This is a genomic window from Rhizobium sp. Root274 (assembly GCF_001429245.1).
Lineage (GTDB): Bacteria > Pseudomonadota > Alphaproteobacteria > Rhizobiales > Rhizobiaceae > Allorhizobium.
Genome location: NZ_LMJE01000007.1, coordinates 39,690 through 63,032, shown reverse-complemented (window position 1 = coordinate 63,032; position 23,343 = coordinate 39,690). Strand labels below are relative to the sequence as shown.

The following is a 23,343-nucleotide window of genomic DNA, read 5'->3' as shown; positions in this document are numbered from 1 at the left end:
GGATTGCATATGGTCAAACAGCCGAATGATGTGGTGATCACCGGGATTGGCATCGTTACCTGCCATGGTACGGGCAAGGAGCCACATATCGCCCTCCTGTCGTCTCCCCAGGCACCCGAGCCGGTGCTGGAGACGGAGAAGTTCAGCCCTTACGTCGTGCATCGTCTGCCTGAGATCGACTGGTCGGCCCAGATCGGCCGCAAGGATCAGCGGCAGATGGAAAACTGGCAGCGCCTCGGCGTGTTTGCGGCTGGCCTTGCGCTTGACGATGCCGGGATGAAGGACGATGTGGATGCTTGCGGCTCGATGGACCTCATCGTGGCGGCAGGCGGCGGCGAGCGTGACATCGCCGTCGACAGCCTCATCGTCGACGAGGCGCTGAAGCGCAACGACCGCGAACGGCTGCTGATCGAGAAGCTGACCACCGAGCTTCGCCCGACGCTCTTCCTCGCGCAGCTCTCTAACCTGCTCGCCGGCAATATTTCCATCGTGCATAAGGTCACCGGATCTTCGCGCACCTTCATGGGTGAGGAGTCCGCCGGCATATCCGCGATCGAGACCGCCTTTGCCCGCATCAAGGCCGGTCAGTCGACCCATACGCTGGTCGGCGGTGCCTTCATCGCTGAGCGCGCAGACATCCTGCTTCTGGTCGAGGGTATTCGCGCCCACCAGACGGGCCCCTGGCAGCCGCTCTGGTCGCGCGACGGCGAAAATGGCGGTGGCGTGATCCTTGGCACGGTCGGCGCCTTCCTGGTGCTTGAGTCTCGCGAACATGCCGAAGCTCGCGGCGCGCATATCTATGCGGTGCTCGATGCTGTCGAAGGGGATCGCGGCAATCGCGATGAGGGCAAGCTTGAGGCGCGCCTCGGCCGGATCACGCCGGAGGCTTCATCGCTTTCGACCGACGACACCATCGTCTTCTCTGGCGCATCTGGTCTCGCGGATCTCACGCAGCGTGAAAAGGCTTCCCTTACGGAACGTTTCCCCGGCATGCCGGTGCGCGGCTTTGCCGGTTCGATCGGCCATTCCCTGGAAGCGCAGTTCCCTGCGGGACTGGCGCTCGCGGCACTCGCCATCGATGCCGGTGCTATCGTGCCCGCCTTCGATCCCGCCCATGAGACCGCGCAGGGTTCTGCCGCCCGCCATGCCATCGTGACCACCGTCGGCTATGTGCGGGGCGAAGGCCTCGCCGTGCTCTCGGCCGATGTGTGAGGAGATCGTTCGATGACTGACACCCGCTTCAAGGATCATCTCGGCCGCCCGATTGTCGCCGTCACCGGCATGGGCGTCATCACTTCGCTCGGCCAGGGGCTCGCCGACAACTGGGCAAAGCTCACCTCCGGCCAGTCCGGCATTCACTATATCAAGCGCTTCGAGACCGAGGGAATGTCGACCCGCATCGGCGGCACCGTCGATTTCATCGCGGTGCCGGCCAACAATGCCGTCGAGCGCTCCTATGCGCTGGCGCGTGAGACCACCATCGAAGCGCTGGCCCAGGCCGGCCTCAACGGTGATTTCAACGGCCCGCTCTTCCTTGCTGCCCCGCCGGTCGAGCCGGAATGGCATGACCGCTTTGCGCTCGCCGAGCGCGCGCCAACGTCGACCGAACCGGGCGACGCGTATGTGCGCTTCCTCGCCGCCATGCGCGAAAAGCCGGATCCGGTCTTCCTCGAAGCCGTGCAGTTCGGGTCGATTTCCGAGCGGTTGGCCGACAAATTCGGCACCCGCGGCCTGCCGGTGACGCTGTCGACGGCCTGCGCCTCGGGCGCCACGGCCATCCAGCTCGGCGTGGAAGCGATCCGCCAGGGACGCACTGAGCGGGCGCTCACCGTTGCCACCGATGGTTCGATCAGCCCGGAATCGGTCATCCGCTTCTCGCTGCTCTCGGCGCTCTCGACCCAGAACGATCCGCCGGAAAAGGCATCGAAGCCCTTCAGCAAGGAACGCGATGGCTTCGTGATCGCCGAAGGGGCAGCCACGCTCGTGCTGGAATCGCTCGAGTCCGCGGTTGCCCGTGGCGCAAAAGTACTCGGCGTGATCAAGGGCTGCGGCGAAAAGGCCGATTATTTCCACCGCACCCGCTCGTCTCCGGACGGCGGCCCGGCGATCGCCACGATCAAGGCGGCACTTGCCGATGCGGGCCTTTCCGAAGATGCGATCGGCTATATCAATGCCCATGGCACCTCGACGCCCGAGAACGACAAGATGGAATATGGCGCTATGCTGTCCGTCTTCGGCGACCGGCTGAAGGACGCCATCCCGTGCTCGTCGAATAAGTCGATGATCGGCCATACGCTGACGGCGGCTGGTGCGGTTGAGGCCGTGTTCTCGATCCAGACCATGCTGACCGGCACAATGCCGCCGACCATCAACTACGCCAATGCCGATCCCTCGATCGTGCTGGACGTGGTGCCGAATGCGAAGCGGGAGGCCTCGGTTTCGGCCGTTCTCTCCAATTCCTTCGGCTTTGGCGGCCAGAATGCCAGCCTTGTCATGACGCGGGATCCGGTTTAAGGCCTGCGCCAACAATTCGGGACGTCATCCTCGGCCTTCACGCCGGGGATCTGCGACCCTTGCAAGAACAACGAAGGTGGGCGGATGCTCGGGGACTTGCCCGGGCATGACGATGGAAGCGTGACGACGCTCCATCCGGCACCTGACCCTGAAGGAAATATCTCATGCGCGCATTGCAACTCGTCGAAGACCGCAAGCTCGAAATCGTCGATCTGCCGGAGCCGGATGCGCCCGGTCCGGGCGAGGTGACACTGCGCGTCAAGGCCGTCGCACTCAACCACATCGACGTCTGGGGCTGGCGCGGTATGGCCTTCGCCAAGCGCAAGATGCCGCTCGTCATCGGCGCGGAAGCCTCCGGCGTGGTCGAGGCGATTGGCCCGGGCGTCGGCAATATCCTGCCGGGCCAACTGGCCGCCGTCTATGGCGCACGCACCTGCGGTCTCTGCAAGCCTTGCCGTGAAGGCCGCGACAATCTCTGCGAAAACGTCTCTGGCGTGCATGGCTTCCATCTCGACGGTTTCGCCCAGGAGAAGATCAACCTGCCGGCCCGCCTGCTGGTCCCGGCCCCTCCGGGTGTCGATGCCATCGGTGCGGCTCTTGCCCCGGTCACCTTCGGCACGGTCGAGCACATGCTCTTCGACAATGCCAAGCTCGAACCCGGCGAAACCATCCTCGTCCATGCCGGCGGCTCCGGCATCGGCACGGCTGCCATCCAGCTCGCCAAGAAGATGGGCTGCACCGTCATCACCACGGTCGGCTCCGACGACAAGATCGAGCCGGCCAAGGCGCTCGGTGCCGACCACGTCATCAACTACCGCACCGACCGCTTCGAAGGCGTTGTCCGCAAGCTGACCAAGAAGAAGGGCGTGGACGTCGTCTTCGAACATGTCGGGAAGGACACCTGGGCCGGGTCCATGCTTTGCCTGAAGCGCGGCGGCCGCCTCGTCACCTGCGGTTCGACCTCGGGCGTCTCGACCGACATAAACCTGATGATGCTCTTCCAGCAGCAGCTGAAACTGCTCGGCTCCTTCGGCTGCCGGATGGAAAACATGGCGAACGCCATGCAGAAGATGGCGCGCGGCATCGTGCATCCCGTCATCGATACGCAGGTCTCGTTCGACGATATCGATCGTGCGCTGTCGCGGATGGAAGGTCGCCAGGTGTTCGGCAAGATCATCCTGAAGATGGATTGATCCGGTGCGGATGTTCATCACCCGCATCGTGCTCTTCCTGCGCAAGGCCTATCACTGGACGGTCGCGCAACTGGCCTTCGGATTTCTGACTGCGCTGAAGATTTTTCCGGCCGATGCGGCGATCAACTTCGCCGACCGGCTGATGCGTTGGATCGGCCCGAAGACGAAGCGCCACCACCTCATGCAGGTCAACCTGCGCAACGCGTTTCCGGAAAAATCGGATGCCGAGCGGGAGGCCATCGCGCTTGCAAGCTGGGGGCATATGGGCCGGCTTGCAGCCGAATATGTCTTCCTCGACCGCTTGTTCGACTTCGATCCGGCAAAGCCGGGAGAGGGCAGGGTGGAGGTTTCCGGCGTCGAGCAATTCCTGGACCTGCGCGACAATCCGCGGCCCTTCATCGTCTTTACCGCCCACACGGCCAACTTCGAGCTCTTGCCCGTGGCGGGTGCCGCGTTTGGCCTCTACGTGACGGTGCTGTTTCGGCCACCGAACAACCCTTACGTTGCCGACAAAGTCTTCGATTTTCGCCGCAAGCGGATGGGCAAACTGGTGCCTTCCCATGCCGGCTCCTCCTTTGCTCTTGCGCGGCAGCTCGAGCATGGCGGCGGCGTCGGCGTACTCGTCGACCAGAAGTTCAAGAAGGGCGTCGAGACCCGCTTCTTCAACAATCCGGTGCGGACCAATCCGCTTCTGGCGAAGCTCGCGCGGCAGTTCGAATGTGAGGTCTATCCAGCTCGCTGCATTCGGCTGCCGGGCAATCGTTTCCGCCTGGAGATCGAACCGGCGATTACCTTGCCACGCAACGACAAGGGACAGATCGACGTCAACGCCACTTCGCAGGTGCTGAACGACAAGGTCGAATCATGGGTGCGTGAGCTGCCGGAGCAATGGCTCTGGTATCATGACCGCTGGAACATTAAGCGGAAGATTTGATCCATCATTTCTAACGGGTGTAAGCGTTTCAAGCGTAACATTTTTTGGGCTGAGCACTGCCGACCGCTCGCGGGAATTGAAGGTGATGGCACCTCATGTTAGGGCTCCACACGAGAACCGTGTGATGGATTCCCGAATTTCGTCACACTGCGGGTGAGGTGATGAATGTCGTTCGGCGAATTTCGAGATGCAAATCTGCGCGTCCTGTCAGAAAGCATATCGCTGAAGAATCGTCTGTTGCAGCAGGCCATTCGCAGCGGAAACGATGAGCTGGTACGGGCCATCGACCGCGAGATCGAACCTCTGTTGACCGATCTTGTCAGCTACCGGGCGACAGATACCGACGACATTTACCTGCAGATGCGTTTGGTGACGTCACTGATCCGGGAGGACGCTGACGATCGGGCTTGCGTTCTGCGCCACGCCTCCATGCTGTCCCTGCTTGTCGAACGCTATTTCGGCCCGAGGCGTGGGCAGGCGGCTCCGCCCATGCATGTGCCGATCAGCGCGGAAACGTCCGGTTCCGAGGACGACGAAATGCTCAACGAGACGATCCTCAACAATTTGCCGGAACGGATTGCGGTCGTGACGAGGGACTATCGCTATCTCTTCGCCAACCCGCCGATGGCCAGCATGCTGGGCGCCCCGCAGATGGATCTGATTGGCCGGAGTGTGCTGGATATCTGCCTCGATTCCGACATGCGTCAGGCCCTGCGGGAAGCGCTTGACGCCGCCTTTGCCGGTCGCACCGGCTCTATCTCGGCGGTCTTCCGTTCGATGGCGGATGGCACGGTGATGCTGCGTGCGCGCTACAGTCCGTTGCGGGCCTCTCAGGGCGTGATCAACGGTGCGGTCCTGACCTTCGGCGAGGACGAACCCATGATCGGCGGCATCGCCGCCTGATCCTCAGTCATGAACAGGTTCAGCTGACCTGATCGGGAGGCGAAGGGGCGTCGTCGGAACGCACACCCATGAGCAGATGCTCACGCTCGAAGGCGATATGGCGGCGTAGCCCTTCGAAGAAGCCGCGCAGCATGTAGCCGACAGCTTCCATATTGACGGCCGAGCCCGAACCCAGCCGCAACAGCGCATCCGTCAGCTCCTCGGCAAAACACTCATCCTCGCAGTGCTCGAACTTCAACCGTTCAAGCGTCGAAGCCAGGTGATCGTTCGTTTCGCCTGCCGCCTGCAATTGCGGGAAGAGCACGGTTTCCTCGTAGTGATGGATCCCCTTGATCAGGGGGCCGAGTGCCTTTGCCGCGTAAATGCATTTCTGGCGATTGACGCTGCCCGGCAGCGAATCGGCAATTTCTTCGAGTTCGTGGCAGAGAGCCAGTTGCTCCTCCTGGGCGCGGTGCAGCCAGTCGAGGCCCCATTTGCCGGCGTCCAGGCGGGCATTTCCCGTCTTTGCCGCGTTCGGCCCCGCCATATCAGTCGTCGTTGTGGTCAGCATGTCCGATATCTCCAACGGCATACCGGTCGGCGGCATGCCAGCACTCCCAAGACACGCGTGCCGGGCCGTCTCGTGCACTGCCCGAAGCCGGCCCGAGAGGTCGCAAACCCGGATGCGAAGCAGAAGGTCGCCAATTTTGAGCGAAAGCGCATTGACTTGGATCAAGGTGCTTTGCCCCCGCCGATGCGAATGGTGCAGTCGACGCGAGAGGATTCTCCAGACGGAGCGGACGTATCGCGATGAGATCAGCAAGCCGTTGGGGGATTCCAACAATGAACTATACTGTCGAGACTTTGGTGATGGCGGTCCTCGCCTTCGCCGCGCTGCTCGGGGTGGCCTTCACCCAGGACAGCCTCTTTGCAGCCCATATGTGGGTTGCGTTCTTCGTGCTCACCGCCGGCACGATCGTGATGCTGCGGCGGATGCAGTTCGCACCGTCGAAGGTGGGCGCCACTCAAGCCGTCGAGGCCAAGGCCAAGTCGGAATATTTCGACGAAGTCGTGCGCTACGGCGTCATCGCCACGGTCTTCTGGGGTGTCGTTGGCTTCCTCGTCGGCGTGGTCGTCGCGCTGCAGCTCGCCTTTCCCGATCTCGACATTGAGCCGTATCTGAATTTTGGCCGGCTTCGTCCGCTGCATACCTCGGCCGTCATCTTCGCCTTCGGCGGCAATGCGCTGATCGCCACCTCCTTCTACGTGGTGCAGCGCACGTCCCGTCAGCGCCTGTTCGGCGGTTCGCTCGGCTGGTTCGTGTTCTGGGGCTATCAGTTCTTCATCATCATGGCCGCTACCGGCTATCTGCTGGGCATTACCCAGGGGCGTGAATATGCCGAGCCGGAATGGTATGTGGATCTCTGGCTGACCGTCGTCTGGGTCGCCTATCTGATCACCTTCATGGGCACGATCATGACCCGGAAGGAGAGCCATATCTATGTGGCCAACTGGTTCTACCTCGCCTTCATCGTCACCATCGCCATGCTGCACATCGTCAACAATCTGGCGGTGCCCGTCTCCTTCCTCGGCGTGAAGAGCTACTCGGTCTTCTCCGGTGTCCAGGATGCGCTGACCCAGTGGTGGTACGGCCATAACGCCGTCGGCTTCTTCCTGACGGCTGGCTTCCTCGGCATGATGTACTACTTCGTGCCCAAGCAGGCCGGTCGCCCGGTCTATTCCTACCGCCTGTCGATCATCCACTTCTGGGCCCTGATCTTCATGTATATCTGGGCAGGTCCCCACCACCTGCACTATACGGCTCTGCCCGACTGGGCACAGACGCTCGGCATGGTGTTCTCGATCATGCTGTGGATGCCCTCCTGGGGCGGCATGATCAACGGCCTGATGACGCTGTCCGGCGCCTGGGACAAGATCCGCACAGACCCGATCATCCGCATGATGGTCATCGCCATCGCCTTCTACGGCATGTCGACCTTCGAGGGCCCGATGATGTCCATCAAGGCCGTCAACTCGCTCAGCCATTATACCGAATGGACCATCGGTCACGTTCACTCGGGCGCTCTCGGCTGGGTCGGCATGATCACCTTCGGCGCGATCTACTACCTGACGCCCAAGCTCTGGAACCGTGATCGCCTGTACTCCATGCGTCTGGTCAACTGGCACTTCTGGCTCGCCACGCTCGGCATCGTCGTCTACGCCGCCGTCTTGTGGGTTGCCGGCATCCAGCAGGGTCTGATGTGGCGCGAATATGATGCCCAGGGCTTCCTGGTCTACTCGTTCGCCGAGTCCGTCGCCGCCATGTTCCCCTATTACGTCCTCAGAGCTGTCGGTGGTGGCATGTATCTGCTGGGTAGCTTGATCATGGCCTACAACATCCTGATGACCATCCTCGGCTATGAGCGCCAGGAAGCCCCGATCCCCGGTTCGGTCGCTCCCGCCGCCGTTCCGGCTGAATGAGAAGGAAGGTTTCCATGTCCATTCTTGATAAACACGCAATCCTCGAGAAGAACACGAGCCTTCTCTTCCTCGGTTCGCTGCTGGTGGTCACCATCGGCGGCATCGTGGAGATCGCCCCGCTCTTCTACCTGGAGAACACCATCGAAAAGGTAGAGGGCATGCGCCCCTACTCGCCGCTCGAACTGGCCGGCCGCAACATCTATGTCCGTGAAGGCTGCTATGTCTGTCACAGCCAGATGATCCGGCCGTTCAAGGACGAGGTCGAGCGTTACGGTCACTACTCGCTGGCTGCGGAGTCGATGTACGATCATCCGTTCCAGTGGGGGTCGAAGCGCACCGGGCCGGATCTCGCCCGCGTCGGCGACCGCTACTCCAACGAGTGGCACGTCCAGCACCTGAGCGAGCCGCGCGATGTCGTGCCGGAATCGATCATGCCGAGCTACTCCTATCTCAAGGAGACCCCCCTCAAGGTCACCAATGTTCAGATGGACCTGAAGGCGAACCGCCTGGTCGGCGTGCCCTATTCGGACGAAATGGTCGAGCTGGCAGCGGCCGATCTTGCCGCCCAGGCCGATCCGAATGCCGATACGTCGGGGCTGCTCGCGCGGTATCCGAAGGCCAAGGTCGGCGACTTCGACGGCAATCCGGCCCAGCTCACCGAAATGGATGCGCTGATTGCCTATCTGCAGATGCTCGGCACTTTGGTGGACTTCTCCACCTATGACGACGCGACCGGTTACCGCTGAGGAGAGACCCATGGAAACCTATACCGCCATGCGTCACTTCGCCGACAGCTGGGGCCTGCTCGCCATGGCGCTGTTCTTCGCCGGCGTCGTCGTCTTCACACTCCGTCCGGGCGGCAAGAAGTCCGCCGATGATGCAGCCAGCATCCCTCTCAAGGAGGATTGAAAAATGGCAGACCAAAAACACATCGACGAGATCAGCGGCGTCGAAACCACCGGTCACGAATGGGATGGCATTCGCGAACTGAACAATCCCATGCCGCGCTGGTGGGTCTGGACCTTCTACGTGACCATCCTCTGGGCGATCGCCTATACGGTCTTCTATCCGGCCTGGCCGCTTCTCACGAGCAACACCAAGGGGCTGCTGGGTTATTCCAGCCGCGCCGAAGTGGCGCAGGAACTGGCGGCAGCCAAGACCTCGCAGATGGTCTATCTGGACAAGATCGCGGCCCTTCCGCTCGACCAGATCGTCGCTGACAAGGAGCTCAACCAGTTCGCCATTGCCGGCGGTGCAGCCGCCTTTAAGGTCAACTGCGCGCCTTGCCATGGTTCGGGTGCCGCCGGTGGCCCCGGCTATCCGAACCTCAACGACGACGATTGGCTCTGGGGTGGCGATCTCGAATCGATCCACACCACGATCGCCCACGGCATCCGTTATGACGGCGATGCGGATACCCGCGTGTCTGAAATGCCGGCCTTCGGCGAAATCCTCGACGCTGATCAGATCAAGCAGGTGGCAGCCTATGTCATCAGCCTGACCGGCACGCCGAGCGATGCCGCTCTAGTCGAACCGGGCAAGCAGGTCTTTGCCGACAACTGCGCCTCCTGCCACGGCGAAGATGCCAAGGGAGGTCGTGATTTCGGTGCCCCGAACCTTGCCGATGCCATCTGGCTCAAGGTCGACGGCGAAGCCGGGATCGCTGCCCAGGTGCGCCAGCCGCGCCACGGCGTGATGCCGGCCTGGACTGCGCGTCTCGGCGACAGCACGGTCAAGCAGCTCACCGTCTTCGTGCATTCGCTGGGCGGTGGCGAGTAAGCCTCGATCCTCTCAATCGATCAACGAACGAAGGCCGCATCCCCGATGCGGCCTTTGTCTTTTCTGCTGGTGTCCGGTCCGTCGCGGGGATTGCGGCGCTTCGCCGCTGCTTGACTTAAGTCAAGGCGGGGTGGCGGTGGAGGTGGGACAACGCGAGCATCAGAAAGGGTCCTTGTGCCATGAACATACATGCCGATCAGAACCAGGCCGCCGAGGCGGCCGAGATCGAAAGACATGATGCCGAAGCGGTCATGTCCGCGAAGAATCGCAAGCCGCTCTACGAGGCGCGCAAGAAGATCTTCCCCAAGCGTGCCAATGGCCAGTTCCGCAAATTCAAATGGATTGTCATGGCGATCACGCTCGGCATCTACTACCTGACGCCGTGGCTGCGCTGGGACCGTGGACCCTATGCGCCGGACCAGGCCGTTTTGATCGACATCGCCCATCGCCGCTTCTATTTCTTCTTCATCGAGATCTGGCCGCAGGAATTCATTTATGTCGCGGGCCTGCTGGTCATGGCGGGGTTCGGCTTGTTCCTGATCACGTCAGCGGTCGGGCGCGCCTGGTGCGGTTATACCTGTCCGCAGACCGTTTGGGTCGATCTCTTCCTTGTGGTCGAACGCTTCATTGAGGGTGACCGAAACGCCCGTATCAAGCTCGAAGGTGCCCCCTGGACCTTCGACAAGATCTGGAAGCGGGTGAGCAAACATATCGCCTGGATTGCCATCGGGGTCGCGACCGGTGGTGCCTGGATCTTCTATTTTGCCGATGCGCCGTCTCTTGCCGTCGATTTCTTCACCGGCCAGGCCGACCCGGTCGCCTATATCACCGTCGCCATCCTGACGGCCACGACCTATGTCTTCGGTGGGCTGATGCGCGAGCAGGTCTGCATCTACATGTGCCCCTGGCCGCGCATCCAGGCGGCGATGCTCGACGAGAAGTCGCTTGTCGTCACCTATAACGACTGGCGCGGCGAGCCGCGCACCCGGCATGCCAAAAAGGCGATCGCAGCCGGTGAGCCGGTTGGCGATTGCGTCGACTGCAATGCCTGCGTCGTCGTCTGTCCCATGGGCATCGACATCCGCGACGGCCAGCAGCTCGAATGCATCACCTGCGCGCTGTGCATTGATGCCTGTGACAGCGTCATGGACAAGACCGGCAAGCCGCGCGGCCTGATCGCCTATGCGACGCTCGAGGAATACCAGTCGAACATGGCGCTCGCCACCAATGGCAATACGACACCCATCCAGCCGTCCAAGGTTCGCAATGCCGACGGATCCTTCTCCGACAAGATCCGCCACTTCGACTGGCGCGTGATTTTCCGGCCGCGCACCTTGCTCTACATGGGTGTCTGGAGCGCGGTCGGGATCGGACTTTTGATCTCTCTCGTCGGTCGCGACCGGCTCGAGGTGAACGTATTGCATGATCGCAATCCCCAGTTCGTCCTCGAATCGGATGGTTCGATCCGCAACGGCTACACGGTTCGCCTGCTCAACATGATCGCGACACCGCGCGAGATTGAGGTCACGCTCGACAATCTTCCGGAGGCGGTCATGAAGATCAATGGCGTCAACGAGCCGCCGGCCCGCACTTTCACCGTTTCCGTCGAGCCGGATGAAGCGACCACGCTCAAAGTCTTCGTCACGCTGCCTGCCGAATATGCCAAGTCCGCGACCCAGGAAGTCACCTTCATCGCGAAGGACAAGGACAGCGCCGAGCAGGACAATTACACTGCCATCTTCAATGCCCCGGGAGCCAAGAAATGACCGCCAGAGCCGCAAAGCCGTTCACCTTCACCGGCCGCCACATGCTGGCCGTCATGATCGCCTTCTTCGGCATCATCATCGCCGTGAACTTCACCATGGCCTATCTTGCGACGTCGACCTGGAGCGGTCTGGTGGTTGCCAACACCTATGTCGCCAGCCAGCAGTTCAACGGCAAGACCGAAGCCATCCGCCAGATGCTGGCGACGGGGATCAATGGCGAACTCGCCGTGAAGCGTGACGGCATCCGCTATCATCTGACCCTCCCGGGCAATGTGCCCGTGGTCGCCGACAGCGTCATCGCCCATTTCAAGCGCCCGGTTGGCGAACATCAGGATTTCGAACAGGTTCTGACACCGGCCGGCGACGGCGTTTATCTCGCCAGCCGCGAGGTTCTCGCCGGGAGCTGGATCGTCGAAATGAAGGCGGAGAAGGACGGTAAACTGGTCATGCATGAAGCCCACCGGATCACCGTTTCGGGAGAATGACGATGAGTTGCTGCGCAGCCGGATCGGAAGGGGCACTCGATATCGAGCGGGCAGGGCATGCGCTGCCGTCCGCCGAGGAACTGAGGCTGTCGAGCCGCGCGGTTGGCCCGGGGCTCTGGCAGGTCGATCTGAGTGTACCGGCGGTTCATTGTGGTACCTGCATTACGACAGTCGAGCATGCGCTCAAGGCGCTGGCGCAGGTCGAGCGTGCCAGGGTCAATCTTTCCACCAAACGCGTTTCCGTCGTGTGGAAGGAAAGCGTCGACGGGGTGGAGACCGACCCCGTTTCGCTGCCCCGCGCCATCGCCTCCACCGGCTACGAGTCGCATCTGTTCACGGCAGCCGAAGAAGCGTCCGATTCTTTGCGCAATCAGCTGATCCGTGCAGTTGCCGTCTCCGGTTTCGCCGCCACCAACATCATGCTGCTGTCGGTTTCCGTCTGGTCGGGAGCGGATGCCGCGACACGTGATCTGTTCCACTGGATCTCTGCGATGATCGCAGCGCCCGCGCTCATCTATGCCGGCCGCTTCTTCTACCAATCCGCCTGGAGTGCCCTGAAACATGGCCGCACCAACATGGATGTGCCGATCGCCATCGGCATCACGCTGTCCTATGCCGCCTCGCTGTGGGAGACCATCCATCACGGCGAACATGCCTATTTCGATGCCACGGCTTCGCTGCTGTTCTTTCTTCTGATCGGTCGCACGCTCGACCACGTCATGCGCGACCGCGCCCGCTCGGCGATTTCGGGGCTTGCACGCCTCAGCCCGCGTGGGGCCATGGTGATCGGTGATTTCGGCACCCAGGATTACCGCGCCGTCGAAGACATCAAGGTCGGCGACCGTATTGCAATTGCCGCAGGCGACCGCATTCCTGTGGATGGCGTGGTGATTGCGGGTAACAGCGATCTCGACGTCTCGATCGTCAATGGCGAAAGCGCCCCGCAATCCGTGGGACCGGGCAGCGCCGTTCAGGCCGGCACCTTGAGCCTGACAGGCTCGCTGACCATTTCGACGACCGCCACCGTCACCAATTCCTTCCTCGCAGAAATCATTCACCTGATGGAGGCGGCCGAAGGGGGCAGGGCACGTTACCGCCGGATCGCCGACCGCGCCGCCCAGTTCTATTCGCCCGCCGTGCACCTTCTCGCCATCACCTCCTTCGTCACCTGGGGCCTCTATGACGGCGACTGGAAGCACGCGATGATGGTTGCGATCGCCGTCCTGATCATTACCTGCCCCTGCGCGCTTGGCCTCGCCGTGCCTGTCGTGCAGGTCGTTGCCGCCGGCCGGTTGTTCAAGGCCGGCATCATGGTCAAGGATGGCTCGGCGATGGAGCGGCTGGCGCAGGTCGATGCCGTCGCCTTCGACAAGACCGGAACGCTGACCCTTGGGCGTCCGCGCCTCGTCGATGGTCCCTCGGTCACGGCCGAAGCTTTTGCGGTTGCCGCAGGCCTTGCCGCCCATTCCCGCCATCCGCTGTCGCGGGCTCTGTGGAGCGCCTATACGCTGCAGCCGCGCAGCTTCGACGGCGTGCGCGAGGTTCCGGGTGCCGGCGTCGAGGCCGCAACTTCTGAAGGCATTTGGCGGCTCGGTCACCGTGCTTTCGCCTGCGGCGAGGCGAAGGCCGAACTTATCGCCACGCCCTATTCGGAAGTGGTGCTGTCGCGCGATGGCGCGGAGATCGCCACCTTCCATTTCGAGGACATTCTGCGTCCGCGCGCCGAGACTGCGGTTCGGCAGCTGAAGGCCTCCGGCTTCCGGCTCTCCATCCTGTCGGGCGACAGGGCCGTGGTCGTTGCCAAGATCGCTCGCGAACTCGGGATCGACAGCTGGCGTTCGGGGCTCAATCCGCGCGAGAAAGCGGAAGCCTGTGCGGAAGCTGCCGAACAGGGGAGCCGGCTGTTGATGGTCGGCGACGGCATCAATGATGCGCCGGCGCTTGCGGCCGCCCATGTCTCCATGGCACCGGCGACGGCCGCCGATGTTGGCCGTCAGGCCGCCGATTTTGTCTTCATGCGTGATGGGCTGGAGGCCGTCCCCTTTGCCATCGAGGCCTCTCGCCGCGCCGGGCGGCTGATCCGCGAGAACTTTGCCCTCGCCATCGGCTACAACGTCATTGCCGTGCCGATCGCATTGCTCGGCTATGCGACCCCGTTGATCGCGGCGGTCGCGATGTCGACCTCTTCGATCATCGTCGTTGCCAACGCGCTCAGGCTCAATCGCCTGACCCTTAAAGAGGTGCAAAGCGGAGAGGTCGAAACGGGCGCGCGCGCCGCTAGCCCCACCGCACAGCCGAGGCTTGCCGCATGAATATGCTGATCTTCCTCATTCCGATCGCGCTTTTCCTTGGCGGTCTCGGTCTCTTTGCCTTCCTCTGGTCGCTGAAAAGCGGCCAGTATGACGATCTAGACGGCGCTGCATGGCGCGTGATTACCGACGACGAAGACAAACCCGCATCGTGACAGGTCCTTTACCGTCCGATCAAATTTCTGCCTTGCCGCCAAGCGCCATGAATGCGAGAAAGCCCGCGTTCTTGTATTTTGCATAGTGAGGTCTCGTCGTGCAGCAGGCAGAAATCGGACTGATCGGTCTCGGAGTCATGGGCTCCAATCTCGCGCTCAACATTGCGGAAAAGGGGAACCGGATTGCCGTCTTCAACCGAACGCCAGCGCGCACGGACGAATTCCTCGGCGAGGCCGGCGATCTTGCCGGGCAGATCATCGGCTGCCACACGATCGAAGAGTTTGTCGCTGCCATCCGCCCGCCGCGCCCGATCATCATCATGATCAAGGCCGGCGACGCCGTCGACCAGCAGATGGCCGCCCTGATGCCGCATCTGGCACAGAACGACATTATGATCGACGCCGGCAATGCCAATTTCCGGGATACGGTCGCTCGATTCGAGAAGCTCGCCGGCACCGGCTTCACCTTCATCGGCATGGGGGTGTCCGGCGGTGAAGAAGGCGCCCGTCATGGCCCGTCGATCATGGTCGGCGGCACGGAAGAAAGCTGGAAGCGCGTCGAGCCCGTGCTCACCTCGATTGCCGCCAAGTTCAATGGGGACCCTTGCGTCGCCTGGCTCGGCACCGATGGCGCCGGCCACTTCGTCAAGACCATCCATAACGGCATCGAATATGCCGACATGCAGATGATCGCTGAAGTCTACGGCATTCTGCGTGATGGCCTGAAGCTCTCGGCCCACGAGATCGGCGAGATCTTCGGCCAGTGGAACAAGGGCCGCCTCAACTCCTACCTGATCGAGATCACCGAGAAGGTGCTGAAGGCGACCGATCCGGAAACGGGCAAACCGATGGTCGATATCATCGTCGATGCCGCGGGCCAGAAGGGTACGGGCAAGTGGTCGGCCATTGAGGCGCAGAACCTCGGGGTCGCGGCCTCCGGCATTGAAGCTGCCGTTGCCGGTCGCGTGTTGTCGTCGCTGCGCGAAGAGCGCATGGCAGCCGAGACGCTGTTCGGCCTGCCCGCCGCCGTTGAAGCACCGAAAGATCGTGCCGCCTTCATCGCCGATCTGGAGAATGCGCTGCTGGCTGCCAAGGTTGCCGCCTATGCTCAGGGTTTTGCTGTCATGACGGCCGCATCCGGCGAGTTCGGCTGGTCCCTGCCCATGCCGACGATTGCCCGAATCTGGCGCGCCGGCTGCATCATCCGCTCGCAGTTCCTCGACGAGATCACCTCGGCCTTCACGAAGGACCCGAACGTGCCGAACCTTGTGGTGACGCCGGCCTTCGCCTCCATCGTCAAGGACACCGACGGGGCGCTCCGCCGCGTCGTGGCCCATGCCGCCTTGGCAGGGCTGCCGATCCCGGCCTTGTCTTCGGCCCTGTCTTACTTCGACACCTATCGTCGCGGGCGCGGCACGGCGAACCTCATTCAGGCCCAGCGCGACTTCTTCGGCGCCCATGGCTTCGACCGTCTTGACGGCAAGGATATTCACCACGGTCCGTGGGCCGGGCAATTCTGATAGCGCTCACGTCCTGCCTCAAGCTTAGCAGCCCGCCTCCATCAGAGGCGGGCTTTTTCGTGCCGGAATGCGCACAAGCGTCTTCAGTCTCCAAGACCCGCCAGCACGCTAGGATTGCGCTGAAGAGGGCTGTGTAGAAACCTGGATCGTTCAAATCCTAATGATTACATTGAGGAGTGTTTAAAGCCTGCGCCCTAGCGTTGTCACACGGTTAATGTCGTTGTGCGCAATCGAGGCTTTTCTTTATGTCCTTTGTAAACGTTCCCACCATCATGCTCTGCGGTTTCCTTGTGCAGGCAGTGTTCGCCTGGCTGTTCTGGCGCAACTGGCGGACGGAACCGGGCCGGCAGGAATTTCTCGTATGGTCGGCCGCTGCCAGCACGGCCTCTATCGGTTCGCTACTGATGGCCTTTTATCCTGGCGCCTACAGTCTCGGCAGCGTCACCATTGGCCCCGGCCTCGTGCTGATGAGCCTCGCGCTTGCCTGGCAGGGGTCCCGGCGCTTCGACCACCGCGATGTCGATCTCAATCTCGCGTCTGCCGGTCCGCTCTTGTGGATGGCGCTCACCAGCATCGTGCCGATCTTCCAAACGGGCATCATTGCGCCCCTGGTGCTCTGGGGTGTGCTGACCGGCATTTATGCGGGTCTCGTCGTGCAGGAGCTTCGCACATCCGTGCGGGAGGAGCATCTGCCCAGCCGCCCGATGGTCATGAACTGGTTCGGCGCGCATGGGGCCATCGCCATGCTTGCGGTCCTCATGGCTCTGGCCTGGTCGTTGACGGGCGAGGGGGCCTCCCTGCCGCAACAGTCGCTCTGGTTCGGCCTGCTTGCGCTTGAGCTTCTCTTACATGGGATCGTGACCGCAGTTTCGCTCCACATCCTGGTCAAGGAGCGGTTGCAGCTTGAGCATCATTGGGCGGCGGCGACCGACACGCTGACCGGCCTTGTCAATCGCGGCACCTTCCTCGACATGCTGCAGACGCTATCAATGAAGGTCCGCGGCGAGGGCGCCTTCCTCTATGTCGACGTCGATCACGTCAAGCGGATCAATGATCGCTTCGGTCATTCCGGCGGCGACCACGTGTTGAAGACCTGTGCCGATCTCATCGCCCGCGAACTGCCGCAGCATGCGCTGCTCGGACGCCTCGCCGGTGCGGAATTCGCGGCCTATATCCCCTTTTGCGATCTGGAAAAGGCGGAGGCGCTCGGGCATGTGATCTGCGAAAGTGTCGCCCAGCAGATCTTCGCGCTCGGCGACGCCCTGGTCAGCGTGACCGTCAGCGTCGGGGTCGCCCATGGCGCGGTGCAGGTGACGCCTGACGAATTGCTGAAACGGGCCGACGCTGCCCTCCACTCGGCAAAGGTGAATGGCCGCAATTCCGTTGTCGTCTGGCACGAGGGCGAACGGCCGTCTTATGCCTGAGTGGGCGCAGGCGGGGCTGCAACCCCGCATACCCGTCGCCAATGCGTTTCCGGCAGGATCAGTCCCAGCGAGGCTCGCTGATACTCTGCAGCAGTTGCGGCTCGACACCGTCGATGCGGGCGATCACTGCTTTGGCAAGTTCGCGCCCCGCCTGCCGCACATCCTCATGCACCGTGATGATCTCGGGCCGGATCCATTTCAGGATCGGCGTGCTCTGCTTGGCAACAAGATCGAGATCGCGGCCGATCCTCAAGCCCGCTGCCTCGATGCCGGCGTTGGCGGCAATCGCACTGCTGCCCGACGACGAAACCAGCCCGTCCGGAGCATCCGGCCCGCTCATCAGGTCTTGCACCCGAGCGCGGATCTGCTCGAGCGGCGCGTCGATGTTGATGTGCAGCGGCACCTCTTCCGCCCCGAATGCCCTCAGTCCCCGCATGAAGCCGTTGAAGGTGTGTTCGTAATAGGTGAGTTTGCTCGGCGGCGGCAGAAGCGCAATCCGGCGGCGCCCCTTTTTCACCAGCCGCTCGACGGCGCTGAAGGCGAAGGCCTCATTGTCGAAATCGTGATAGGGATGGGCATCGCGCATGTTCGTTCGCCCATGGGTGGCGAACGGCATGTTCTGCTCCATCAGCAACTGAACCCGCGCGTCGTCGGGCTCCGTGCGGGAAATGATCACGCCATCCGCCGATCCCGTCTCCAGGATGTAGCGGACCGGCAGCATCGGATCCTTGGTATGGGCATGCGGCGTTACCACGATATGGTAAGGCGTGCCGGACAGGACCTCCGAAATTCCAACGACCATCTGGTTGGAGAAGCCGAGGATTTCCTCGTCGATGCCGAGAACAAGTGCGATGACATTGGTCTTTCCGGTTCGCAGACGCACGCCCGCACGGTTAGGCTGATAGCCCAGCTGCCGGGCCACCATACGGACGCGCTCTTTCGTCTCCGCGCCGATATCGGGCGCGTCCTTCAGTGCCCGGGACACGGTTGTGATGCCGAGACCCGTCATGAAGGCGATCGTTTTCAGCGTCGGCCGTTCCTTCGGTGCCGTCGACCGGTCCATGACCCCGCTTGCCTGCTGTTCTGTCATCGTGTCCCCGCCATCGCATAAGCCCCGCTTATAATTGGCTTTTCCCCGACTGCAAACCCACGGTCCCGGAGCTCCTCCCGATCACGCAGAGGAAAAATCTGAAACGATACAGTCGATTTGTCGAGCCTTTTCTTATGCTGCGCTGCGAAGCTGTTCAACCAAAGGTGGGTAATCCCCAAGCGTGGAACCTGGCATCGGACGAAACACAGGTTCCTACCGTTTCGCAGCATATTCATGCGGTAAGTTGCCTAAAGTCCCGGCTGTTAAGCGTTATTCTTCTGCTGCAGCGCAAAATTCATTCGTCTCAAAGCGTTTTGGATTGACTGCCTTACAGGCCGTTTCCGACCGGATCACTGTCTTCAGACATTTTTTCTCGAACACGTGGTTGCGCTTCAAAATTCTTTGACATAAGTTTTTCCGGCAACGTTTCAGTGAGGGAGGAGACTCATGAATTACCGTAGCTTCGCGGCAGCTTTGGCCGCAACCGTCGTTATGCCGTTCGCAGCAGCGCAGGCAACCGATCTCGAAGTCACGCATTGGTGGACGTCTGGCGGCGAAGCCGCAGCGGTCGCCGAGCTGGCAAAGGCATTCGATGCCACCGGCAACAAGTGGGTCGACGGCGCCATCGCAGGTTCGGGCGGCACCGCCCGCCCGATCATGATCAGCCGCATCACTGGCGGCGATCCGATGGGCGCCACTCAGTTCAACCATGGCCGTCAGGCTGAAGAACTGGTCCAAGCCGGCCTGATGAAGGACCTGACGGCTGTCGCCGAGAAGGAAAAGTGGAAAGAGATCGTCAAGCCGGCGAGCCTGCTCGACAGCTGCACCATCGATGGCAAGATCTATTGCGCACCTGTAAATATCCATTCCTGGCAGTGGCTGTGGCTGTCGAACCCGGCCTTTGAAAAGGCGGGCGTGCCTGTGCCGAAGAACTGGGACGAGTTCGTCGCAGCCGCTCCGGCGCTCGAAAAGGCAGGCATCATTCCGCTCGCCGTCGGTGGTCAGCCGTGGCAGTCCGCTGGTGCTTTCGACGTTCTGATGGTCGCCATCGCCGGCAAGGACACCTTCTACAAGGTGTTCAAGGACAAGGATGCCGACGTCGCTGCTGGCCCCGAGATCGCCAAGGTCTTCAAGGCTGCCGACGACGCCCGCAAGATGTCCAAGGGCTCGAACGTCCAGGATTGGAACCAGGCCACGAACCTCGTGATCACCGGCAAGGCTGCCGGCCAGATCATGGGTGACTGGGCCCAGGGTGAATTCGCGCTCGCCGGCCAGACCGCCGGCAAGGATTACACCTGCCTTCCGGGTCTGGGTGTGAACGAAATCATCTCGACCGGTGGTGACGCCTTCTACTTCCCCGTCTTGAAGGACGAGGCCAAGTCGGCGGCACAGGATGTTCTTGCTGCCACGCTTCTGGCGCCGGCAACGCAGGTCGCCTTCAACCTGAAGAAGGGCTCGCTTCCGGTTCGCGGCGACGTGGATCTGGCAGCCGCCAATGACTGCATGAAGAAGGGTCTCGAAATCCTCGCCAAGGGGAACGTGATCGAGGGAACCGACCAGCTGCTCTCGGCCGATAGCCAGAAGCAGAAGGAAGACCTGTTCTCCGAATTCTTCGCCAATGCATCCATGACCCCGGAAGATGCGCAGAAGCGCTTCGCCGAGATCATCGGGTCTGCCGATTGAGCTGAATGGTGACACGACCGGCAGGAGCCTTGGGGTTCCGGCCGGTCGCTGCCAGCAACTTGACCGGGAGGACGATGCCGATCGTCATGGTGGCCGCAGGCGTTTCGCGCCATGCCGTTCCGCCGTCTTCTTCCCCCCGTGTCCAGGACCAGGAGGACTGACCCATGGCGACGCGTGTGCATGCCGGGCGACCCAGCAAACTGTTTCGCAATCTGAACGCCAAGATTGCTTCCATACCGATGATCCTGACGGCTCTCGTCATCTTCCTCGGCGGGACCATCTGGACGGTGGTCTATTCCTTCACCAATTCCAAGCTTTTGCCGCGGCTGAAATTCGTCGGGCTCGACCAGTATGACCGATTGTGGGATTCGCCACGTTGGGTCATGTCGATCTCAAACCTCGCCATTTACGGCATCCTGTCGCTGATCTTCAGCTTGGTGATCGGCTTCCTGCTGGCGGCGCTCATGGACCAGAAGATCCGCTTCGAGAACGCTTTCCGCACGATCTTCCTTTATCCCTTCGCGCTGTCCTTCATCGTCACCGGCCTTGTCTGGCAGTGGATCCTCAACCCGGATTTCGGGGTGCAGTCGATCGTGCGCTCGCTGGGCTGGGAAACATTCGTCTTCAATCCGCTCTACAATTCCGACATCGTCATCTACGGCATCCTGATTGCTGGCTTGTGGCAGGGCACGGGGCTCGTCATGTGCCTGCTGCTTGCGGGGTTGCGCGGCATCGACGAGGACATCTGGAAGGCCTCGCGCGTCGACGGTATCCCGATGTGGAAAACCTATCTTTTCATCATCATTCCAATGATGCGGCCAGTCTTCATCACCACGCTCGTCATCATCACCTCCGGCATCGTCCGTCTCTACGACCTCGTCGTTGCCCAGACCAGCGGCGGCCCCGGCATCGCGTCCGAAGTGCCGGCGAAATATGTCTATGACTACATGTTCCAGGCTCAGAATCTCGGCCAGGGCTTTGCCGCCTCGACGATGATGCTGCTTACCGTCGCCATCGTCATCATCCCCTGGGCCTATCTGGAATTCGGAGGCAAGAAACGTGGCTAATCCCGGTTCTCTCAACACAACCGCCGCCGGCTTCGACGCCGTCACAGATCGTGTCGCTTCCGATCGCCTTGCCTCCGGGCCGCGCGGGGCTCGTCCCAAGCGCGTCTTTTCCGGGCGCAACATCATGCTCTACGGCGCGCTGATCTTTTTTGCGCTCTATTATCTCCTGCCGCTCTACGTTATGATCGTGACGTCGCTGAAGGGCATGCCGGAGATCCGGCTTGGCAACATCTTCTCGCCGCCGGTCGAGATCACCTTCGAGCCCTGGGTCAAGGCCTGGGCCACCGCCTGCACGGGCCTCAATTGCGATGGTCTGTCGCGCGGCTTCTGGAACTCGGTGCGCATCACCATCCCCTCGACGCTGATCTCGATCCTGATCGCCTCGGTCAATGGTTATGCGCTCGCCAACTGGCGCTTCAAGGGTGCCGACCTGTTCTTCACCATCCTGATCATCGGCGCCTTCATCCCGTATCAGGTGATGATCTATCCGATCGTCATCGTGCTGCGCGAACTCGGCATCTACGGCACGCTCACCGGCCTGATCATCGTGCACACCATCTTCGGCATGCCGATCCTGACGCTGCTCTTCCGCAACTATTTCACCTCGCTGCCGGAAGAGCTTTTCAAGGCGGCCCGCATCGACGGGGCAGGCTTCTGGCAGATCTATTTGAGGATCATGCTGCCGATGTCGCTGCCGATCTTCGTGGTCGCGATGATCCTGCAGATCACCGGCATCTGGAACGACTTCCTGTTCGGCGTCGTGTTCACCCGGCCTGAATATTACCCGATGACGGTCCAGCTGAATAACATCGTGAACTCGGTGCAGGGCGTGAAGGAATACAACGTCAACATGGCCGCCACGCTGCTCACCGGCGCCGTTCCGCTCATCGTCTACTTCATTTCCGGACGCCTGTTTGTCCGGGGCATCGCCGCCGGCGCAGTCAAGGGTTAAGCTCATGTCGCACAGTGTATCGATCAAGGACCTCTCGCTGAGCTTCGGCGCCGTCACGGTTCTGGAAAATCTCAATCTGGACATTGCCGAGGGCGAGTTCCTGGTCCTGCTCGGCTCTTCCGGCTGCGGCAAGTCCACGCTTTTGAACTGCATCGCCGGCCTGCTCGAGCCGACCGACGGGCAGATCTACATCAAGGGCAAAAACGTCACTTGGGAAGAGCCGAAGGACCGGGGCATCGGCATGGTGTTCCAATCCTACGCACTCTATCCGCAGATGACGGTGAAGAAGAACCTCTCATTCGGCCTGCAGGTCGCCAAAATGCCGAAGGAGGAGATCGAAAAACGCGTGCAGCGTGCCGCCGATATCCTGCAGATCGGCCCGCTGCTCGACCGCAAGCCGTCGGCACTGTCAGGCGGTCAGCGCCAGCGCGTGGCGATCGGCCGTGCCCTGGTGCGTGACGTCGACGTCTTCCTGTTCGACGAGCCGCTCTCCAACCTTGACGCCAAGCTGCGCTCGGAGCTGCGCGTCGAAATCAAGCGCCTGCACCATAACCTCAAGAACACGATGATCTACGTCACCCATGACCAGATCGAGGCGCTGACGCTGGCCGACCGCATCGCCATCATGAAGAGCGGCGTCATCCAGCAGCTTGCCGATCCCGGCACGATCTATAACCGGCCGAAGAACCTCTTCGTTGCGGGCTTCATCGGCTCGCCGTCGATGAACTTCCTGCATGGGGAACTGATCAACGAGGGCGGCCAAATCTATTTCCGCACCAACGATGTGCTCTTTTCGATGAACGGCTACGAAGCGCAGGAGCCGCTTTCGGGCGGCCGCAAGGTCATCCTCGGCGTCCGGCCGGAGCATATCAAGGTCGATGAGGAAAACGGCATCAGTGAATTGCACGAGGCCACGGTCGACATCGAAGAGCCGATGGGCGCCGACAATCTGCTCTGGCTCAACCATGCCGGCCACACCATGTCGGTGCGCATCAGCGGCACCCGCCGCTATGCGCCCGGCGCGAAAGTCCGCCTCGGTTTCGACATGGGCGTTGCGTCTCTCTTCGACGCCAAGACCGAAGAGCGCATCTGACAAGCTCCCCCTCTCG

The 23,343-nt window shown here is 61.7% G+C and carries 22 protein-coding genes; 19 read left to right on the top strand and 3 right to left on the bottom strand.

Annotated features, from left to right (window positions below; all coding sequences use genetic code 11):
- The first annotated feature begins 9 nt into the window (after window positions 1–9).
- The 5 genes from ASE36_RS09270 (at window position 10) to ASE36_RS09250 (ending at window position 5,544) form a co-directional block, all read left to right on the top strand.
- The gene (locus tag ASE36_RS09270; protein ID WP_062278509.1) at window positions 10–1,212 is read left to right on the top strand and encodes a beta-ketoacyl-ACP synthase; all 1,203 of its coding nucleotides are present in this window, start codon (window positions 10–12) and stop codon (window positions 1,210–1,212) included.
- A gap of 12 nt (window positions 1,213–1,224) precedes the next feature.
- On the top strand, window positions 1,225–2,514 hold the full coding sequence (locus ASE36_RS09265; RefSeq protein ID WP_062278508.1) for a beta-ketoacyl-ACP synthase: 1,290 nt from the start codon (window positions 1,225–1,227) through the stop codon (window positions 2,512–2,514).
- Window positions 2,515–2,678: 164 nt separating this feature from the next.
- Window positions 2,679–3,707: a zinc-binding dehydrogenase gene (locus ASE36_RS09260; protein ID WP_062278507.1), complete on the top strand. Its 1,029-nt coding sequence runs from the start codon at window positions 2,679–2,681 to the stop codon at window positions 3,705–3,707.
- A 10-nt stretch (window positions 3,708–3,717) separates the two neighbouring features.
- Window positions 3,718–4,641 carry a lipid A biosynthesis lauroyl acyltransferase gene (locus ASE36_RS09255; RefSeq protein ID WP_062278506.1) on the top strand — a complete coding sequence of 308 codons (924 nt, stop codon included), beginning with the start codon at window positions 3,718–3,720 and terminating at the stop codon, window positions 4,639–4,641.
- Between the two features lie 165 nt (window positions 4,642–4,806).
- Window positions 4,807–5,544 carry a PAS domain-containing protein gene (locus tag ASE36_RS09250; protein ID WP_062278505.1) on the top strand — a complete coding sequence of 246 codons (738 nt, stop codon included), beginning with the start codon at window positions 4,807–4,809 and terminating at the stop codon, window positions 5,542–5,544.
- 19 nt (window positions 5,545–5,563) lie between these two features.
- On the opposite strand, the gene ASE36_RS09245 is transcribed toward ASE36_RS09250, so the two are convergent.
- Window positions 5,564–6,094: a hemerythrin domain-containing protein gene (locus tag ASE36_RS09245; RefSeq protein WP_062278500.1), complete on the bottom strand. Its 531-nt coding sequence runs from the start codon at window positions 6,092–6,094 to the stop codon at window positions 5,564–5,566.
- Window positions 6,095–6,366: 272 nt separating this feature from the next.
- Between ASE36_RS09245 and ccoN the strand changes: the two genes are divergently transcribed.
- The 10 genes from ccoN (at window position 6,367) to ASE36_RS09195 (ending at window position 17,442) form a co-directional block, all read left to right on the top strand.
- The gene (gene ccoN / locus ASE36_RS09240; protein ID WP_062278498.1) at window positions 6,367–8,004 is read left to right on the top strand and encodes a cytochrome-c oxidase, cbb3-type subunit I; all 1,638 of its coding nucleotides are present in this window, start codon (window positions 6,367–6,369) and stop codon (window positions 8,002–8,004) included.
- A 14-nt stretch (window positions 8,005–8,018) separates the two neighbouring features.
- Window positions 8,019–8,750: a cytochrome-c oxidase, cbb3-type subunit II gene (gene ccoO / locus ASE36_RS09235; protein ID WP_062278496.1), complete on the top strand. Its 732-nt coding sequence runs from the start codon at window positions 8,019–8,021 to the stop codon at window positions 8,748–8,750.
- A gap of 10 nt (window positions 8,751–8,760) precedes the next feature.
- The gene (locus tag ASE36_RS09230) at window positions 8,761–8,913 is read left to right on the top strand and encodes a CcoQ/FixQ family Cbb3-type cytochrome c oxidase assembly chaperone (protein WP_062278494.1); all 153 of its coding nucleotides are present in this window, start codon (window positions 8,761–8,763) and stop codon (window positions 8,911–8,913) included.
- A gap of 3 nt (window positions 8,914–8,916) precedes the next feature.
- A complete protein-coding gene (gene ccoP / locus ASE36_RS09225; RefSeq protein WP_062278492.1) occupies window positions 8,917–9,783 on the top strand; it encodes a cytochrome-c oxidase, cbb3-type subunit III in 867 nt (288 codons plus the stop codon).
- A gap of 179 nt (window positions 9,784–9,962) precedes the next feature.
- Complete coding sequence (gene ccoG / locus ASE36_RS09220) at window positions 9,963–11,549, top strand: cytochrome c oxidase accessory protein CcoG (protein WP_062278490.1); 1,587 nt, start codon at window positions 9,963–9,965, stop codon at window positions 11,547–11,549.
- Window positions 11,546–12,034, top strand: a complete 489-nt coding sequence (locus tag ASE36_RS09215; RefSeq protein ID WP_062278487.1) for a FixH family protein — start codon at window positions 11,546–11,548, stop codon at window positions 12,032–12,034. The genes ccoG and ASE36_RS09215 overlap by 4 nt, the downstream gene beginning before the upstream one ends.
- A 2-nt stretch (window positions 12,035–12,036) precedes the next feature.
- On the top strand, window positions 12,037–14,346 hold the full coding sequence (locus ASE36_RS09210; protein ID WP_082510991.1) for a cation-translocating P-type ATPase: 2,310 nt from the start codon (window positions 12,037–12,039) through the stop codon (window positions 14,344–14,346).
- Window positions 14,343–14,498 (top strand): cbb3-type cytochrome oxidase assembly protein CcoS, encoded by a 156-nt coding sequence (ccoS, locus tag ASE36_RS09205; RefSeq protein ID WP_062278484.1) that lies wholly within the window; start codon window positions 14,343–14,345, stop codon window positions 14,496–14,498. Before ASE36_RS09210 ends, ccoS begins: the two co-directional genes overlap by 4 nt.
- 98 nt (window positions 14,499–14,596) lie before the next feature.
- Window positions 14,597–16,018: an NADP-dependent phosphogluconate dehydrogenase gene (gene gndA, locus ASE36_RS09200; protein ID WP_062278482.1), complete on the top strand. Its 1,422-nt coding sequence runs from the start codon at window positions 14,597–14,599 to the stop codon at window positions 16,016–16,018.
- A 245-nt stretch (window positions 16,019–16,263) separates the two neighbouring features.
- Entirely contained in the window at window positions 16,264–17,442 is a 1,179-nt protein-coding gene (locus ASE36_RS09195) for a GGDEF domain-containing protein (protein ID WP_062278481.1), read from the top strand.
- A gap of 58 nt (window positions 17,443–17,500) precedes the next feature.
- On the opposite strand, the gene ASE36_RS09190 is transcribed toward ASE36_RS09195, so the two are convergent.
- The gene (locus ASE36_RS09190) at window positions 17,501–18,532 is read right to left on the bottom strand and encodes a LacI family transcriptional regulator (RefSeq protein ID WP_062278479.1); all 1,032 of its coding nucleotides are present in this window, start codon (window positions 18,530–18,532) and stop codon (window positions 17,501–17,503) included.
- Between the two features lie 447 nt (window positions 18,533–18,979).
- Here ASE36_RS09190 and ASE36_RS09185 point away from each other — a divergent pair, with 447 nt between their 5' ends.
- Window positions 18,980–20,215, top strand: coding sequence for an ABC transporter substrate-binding protein (locus ASE36_RS09185; protein WP_062278477.1), 1,236 nt, complete (start codon window positions 18,980–18,982; stop codon window positions 20,213–20,215).
- Here ASE36_RS09185 and ASE36_RS22775 read toward each other — a convergent pair.
- Window positions 20,196–20,381, bottom strand: coding sequence for a hypothetical protein (locus ASE36_RS22775; RefSeq protein ID WP_062278474.1), 186 nt, complete (start codon window positions 20,379–20,381; stop codon window positions 20,196–20,198). The genes ASE36_RS09185 and ASE36_RS22775 overlap by 20 nt on opposite strands.
- Between ASE36_RS22775 and ASE36_RS09175 the strand changes: the two genes are divergently transcribed.
- Genes ASE36_RS09175 through ASE36_RS09165 form a run of 3 tightly spaced genes read left to right on the top strand, consistent with a single transcriptional unit; the run spans window position 20,380 to window position 23,327 of the window.
- Window positions 20,380–21,282: a carbohydrate ABC transporter permease gene (locus ASE36_RS09175; RefSeq protein ID WP_062278472.1), complete on the top strand. Its 903-nt coding sequence runs from the start codon at window positions 20,380–20,382 to the stop codon at window positions 21,280–21,282. The two genes, ASE36_RS22775 and ASE36_RS09175, sit on opposite strands and share 2 nt — an antisense overlap.
- Window positions 21,275–22,234 (top strand): carbohydrate ABC transporter permease, encoded by a 960-nt coding sequence (locus tag ASE36_RS09170; protein ID WP_062278469.1) that lies wholly within the window; start codon window positions 21,275–21,277, stop codon window positions 22,232–22,234. Before ASE36_RS09175 ends, ASE36_RS09170 begins: the two co-directional genes overlap by 8 nt.
- Before the next feature lie 4 nt (window positions 22,235–22,238).
- Entirely contained in the window at window positions 22,239–23,327 is a 1,089-nt protein-coding gene (locus tag ASE36_RS09165; protein WP_062278467.1) for an ABC transporter ATP-binding protein, read from the top strand.
- The last annotated feature ends 16 nt before the right edge of the window (window positions 23,328–23,343 follow it).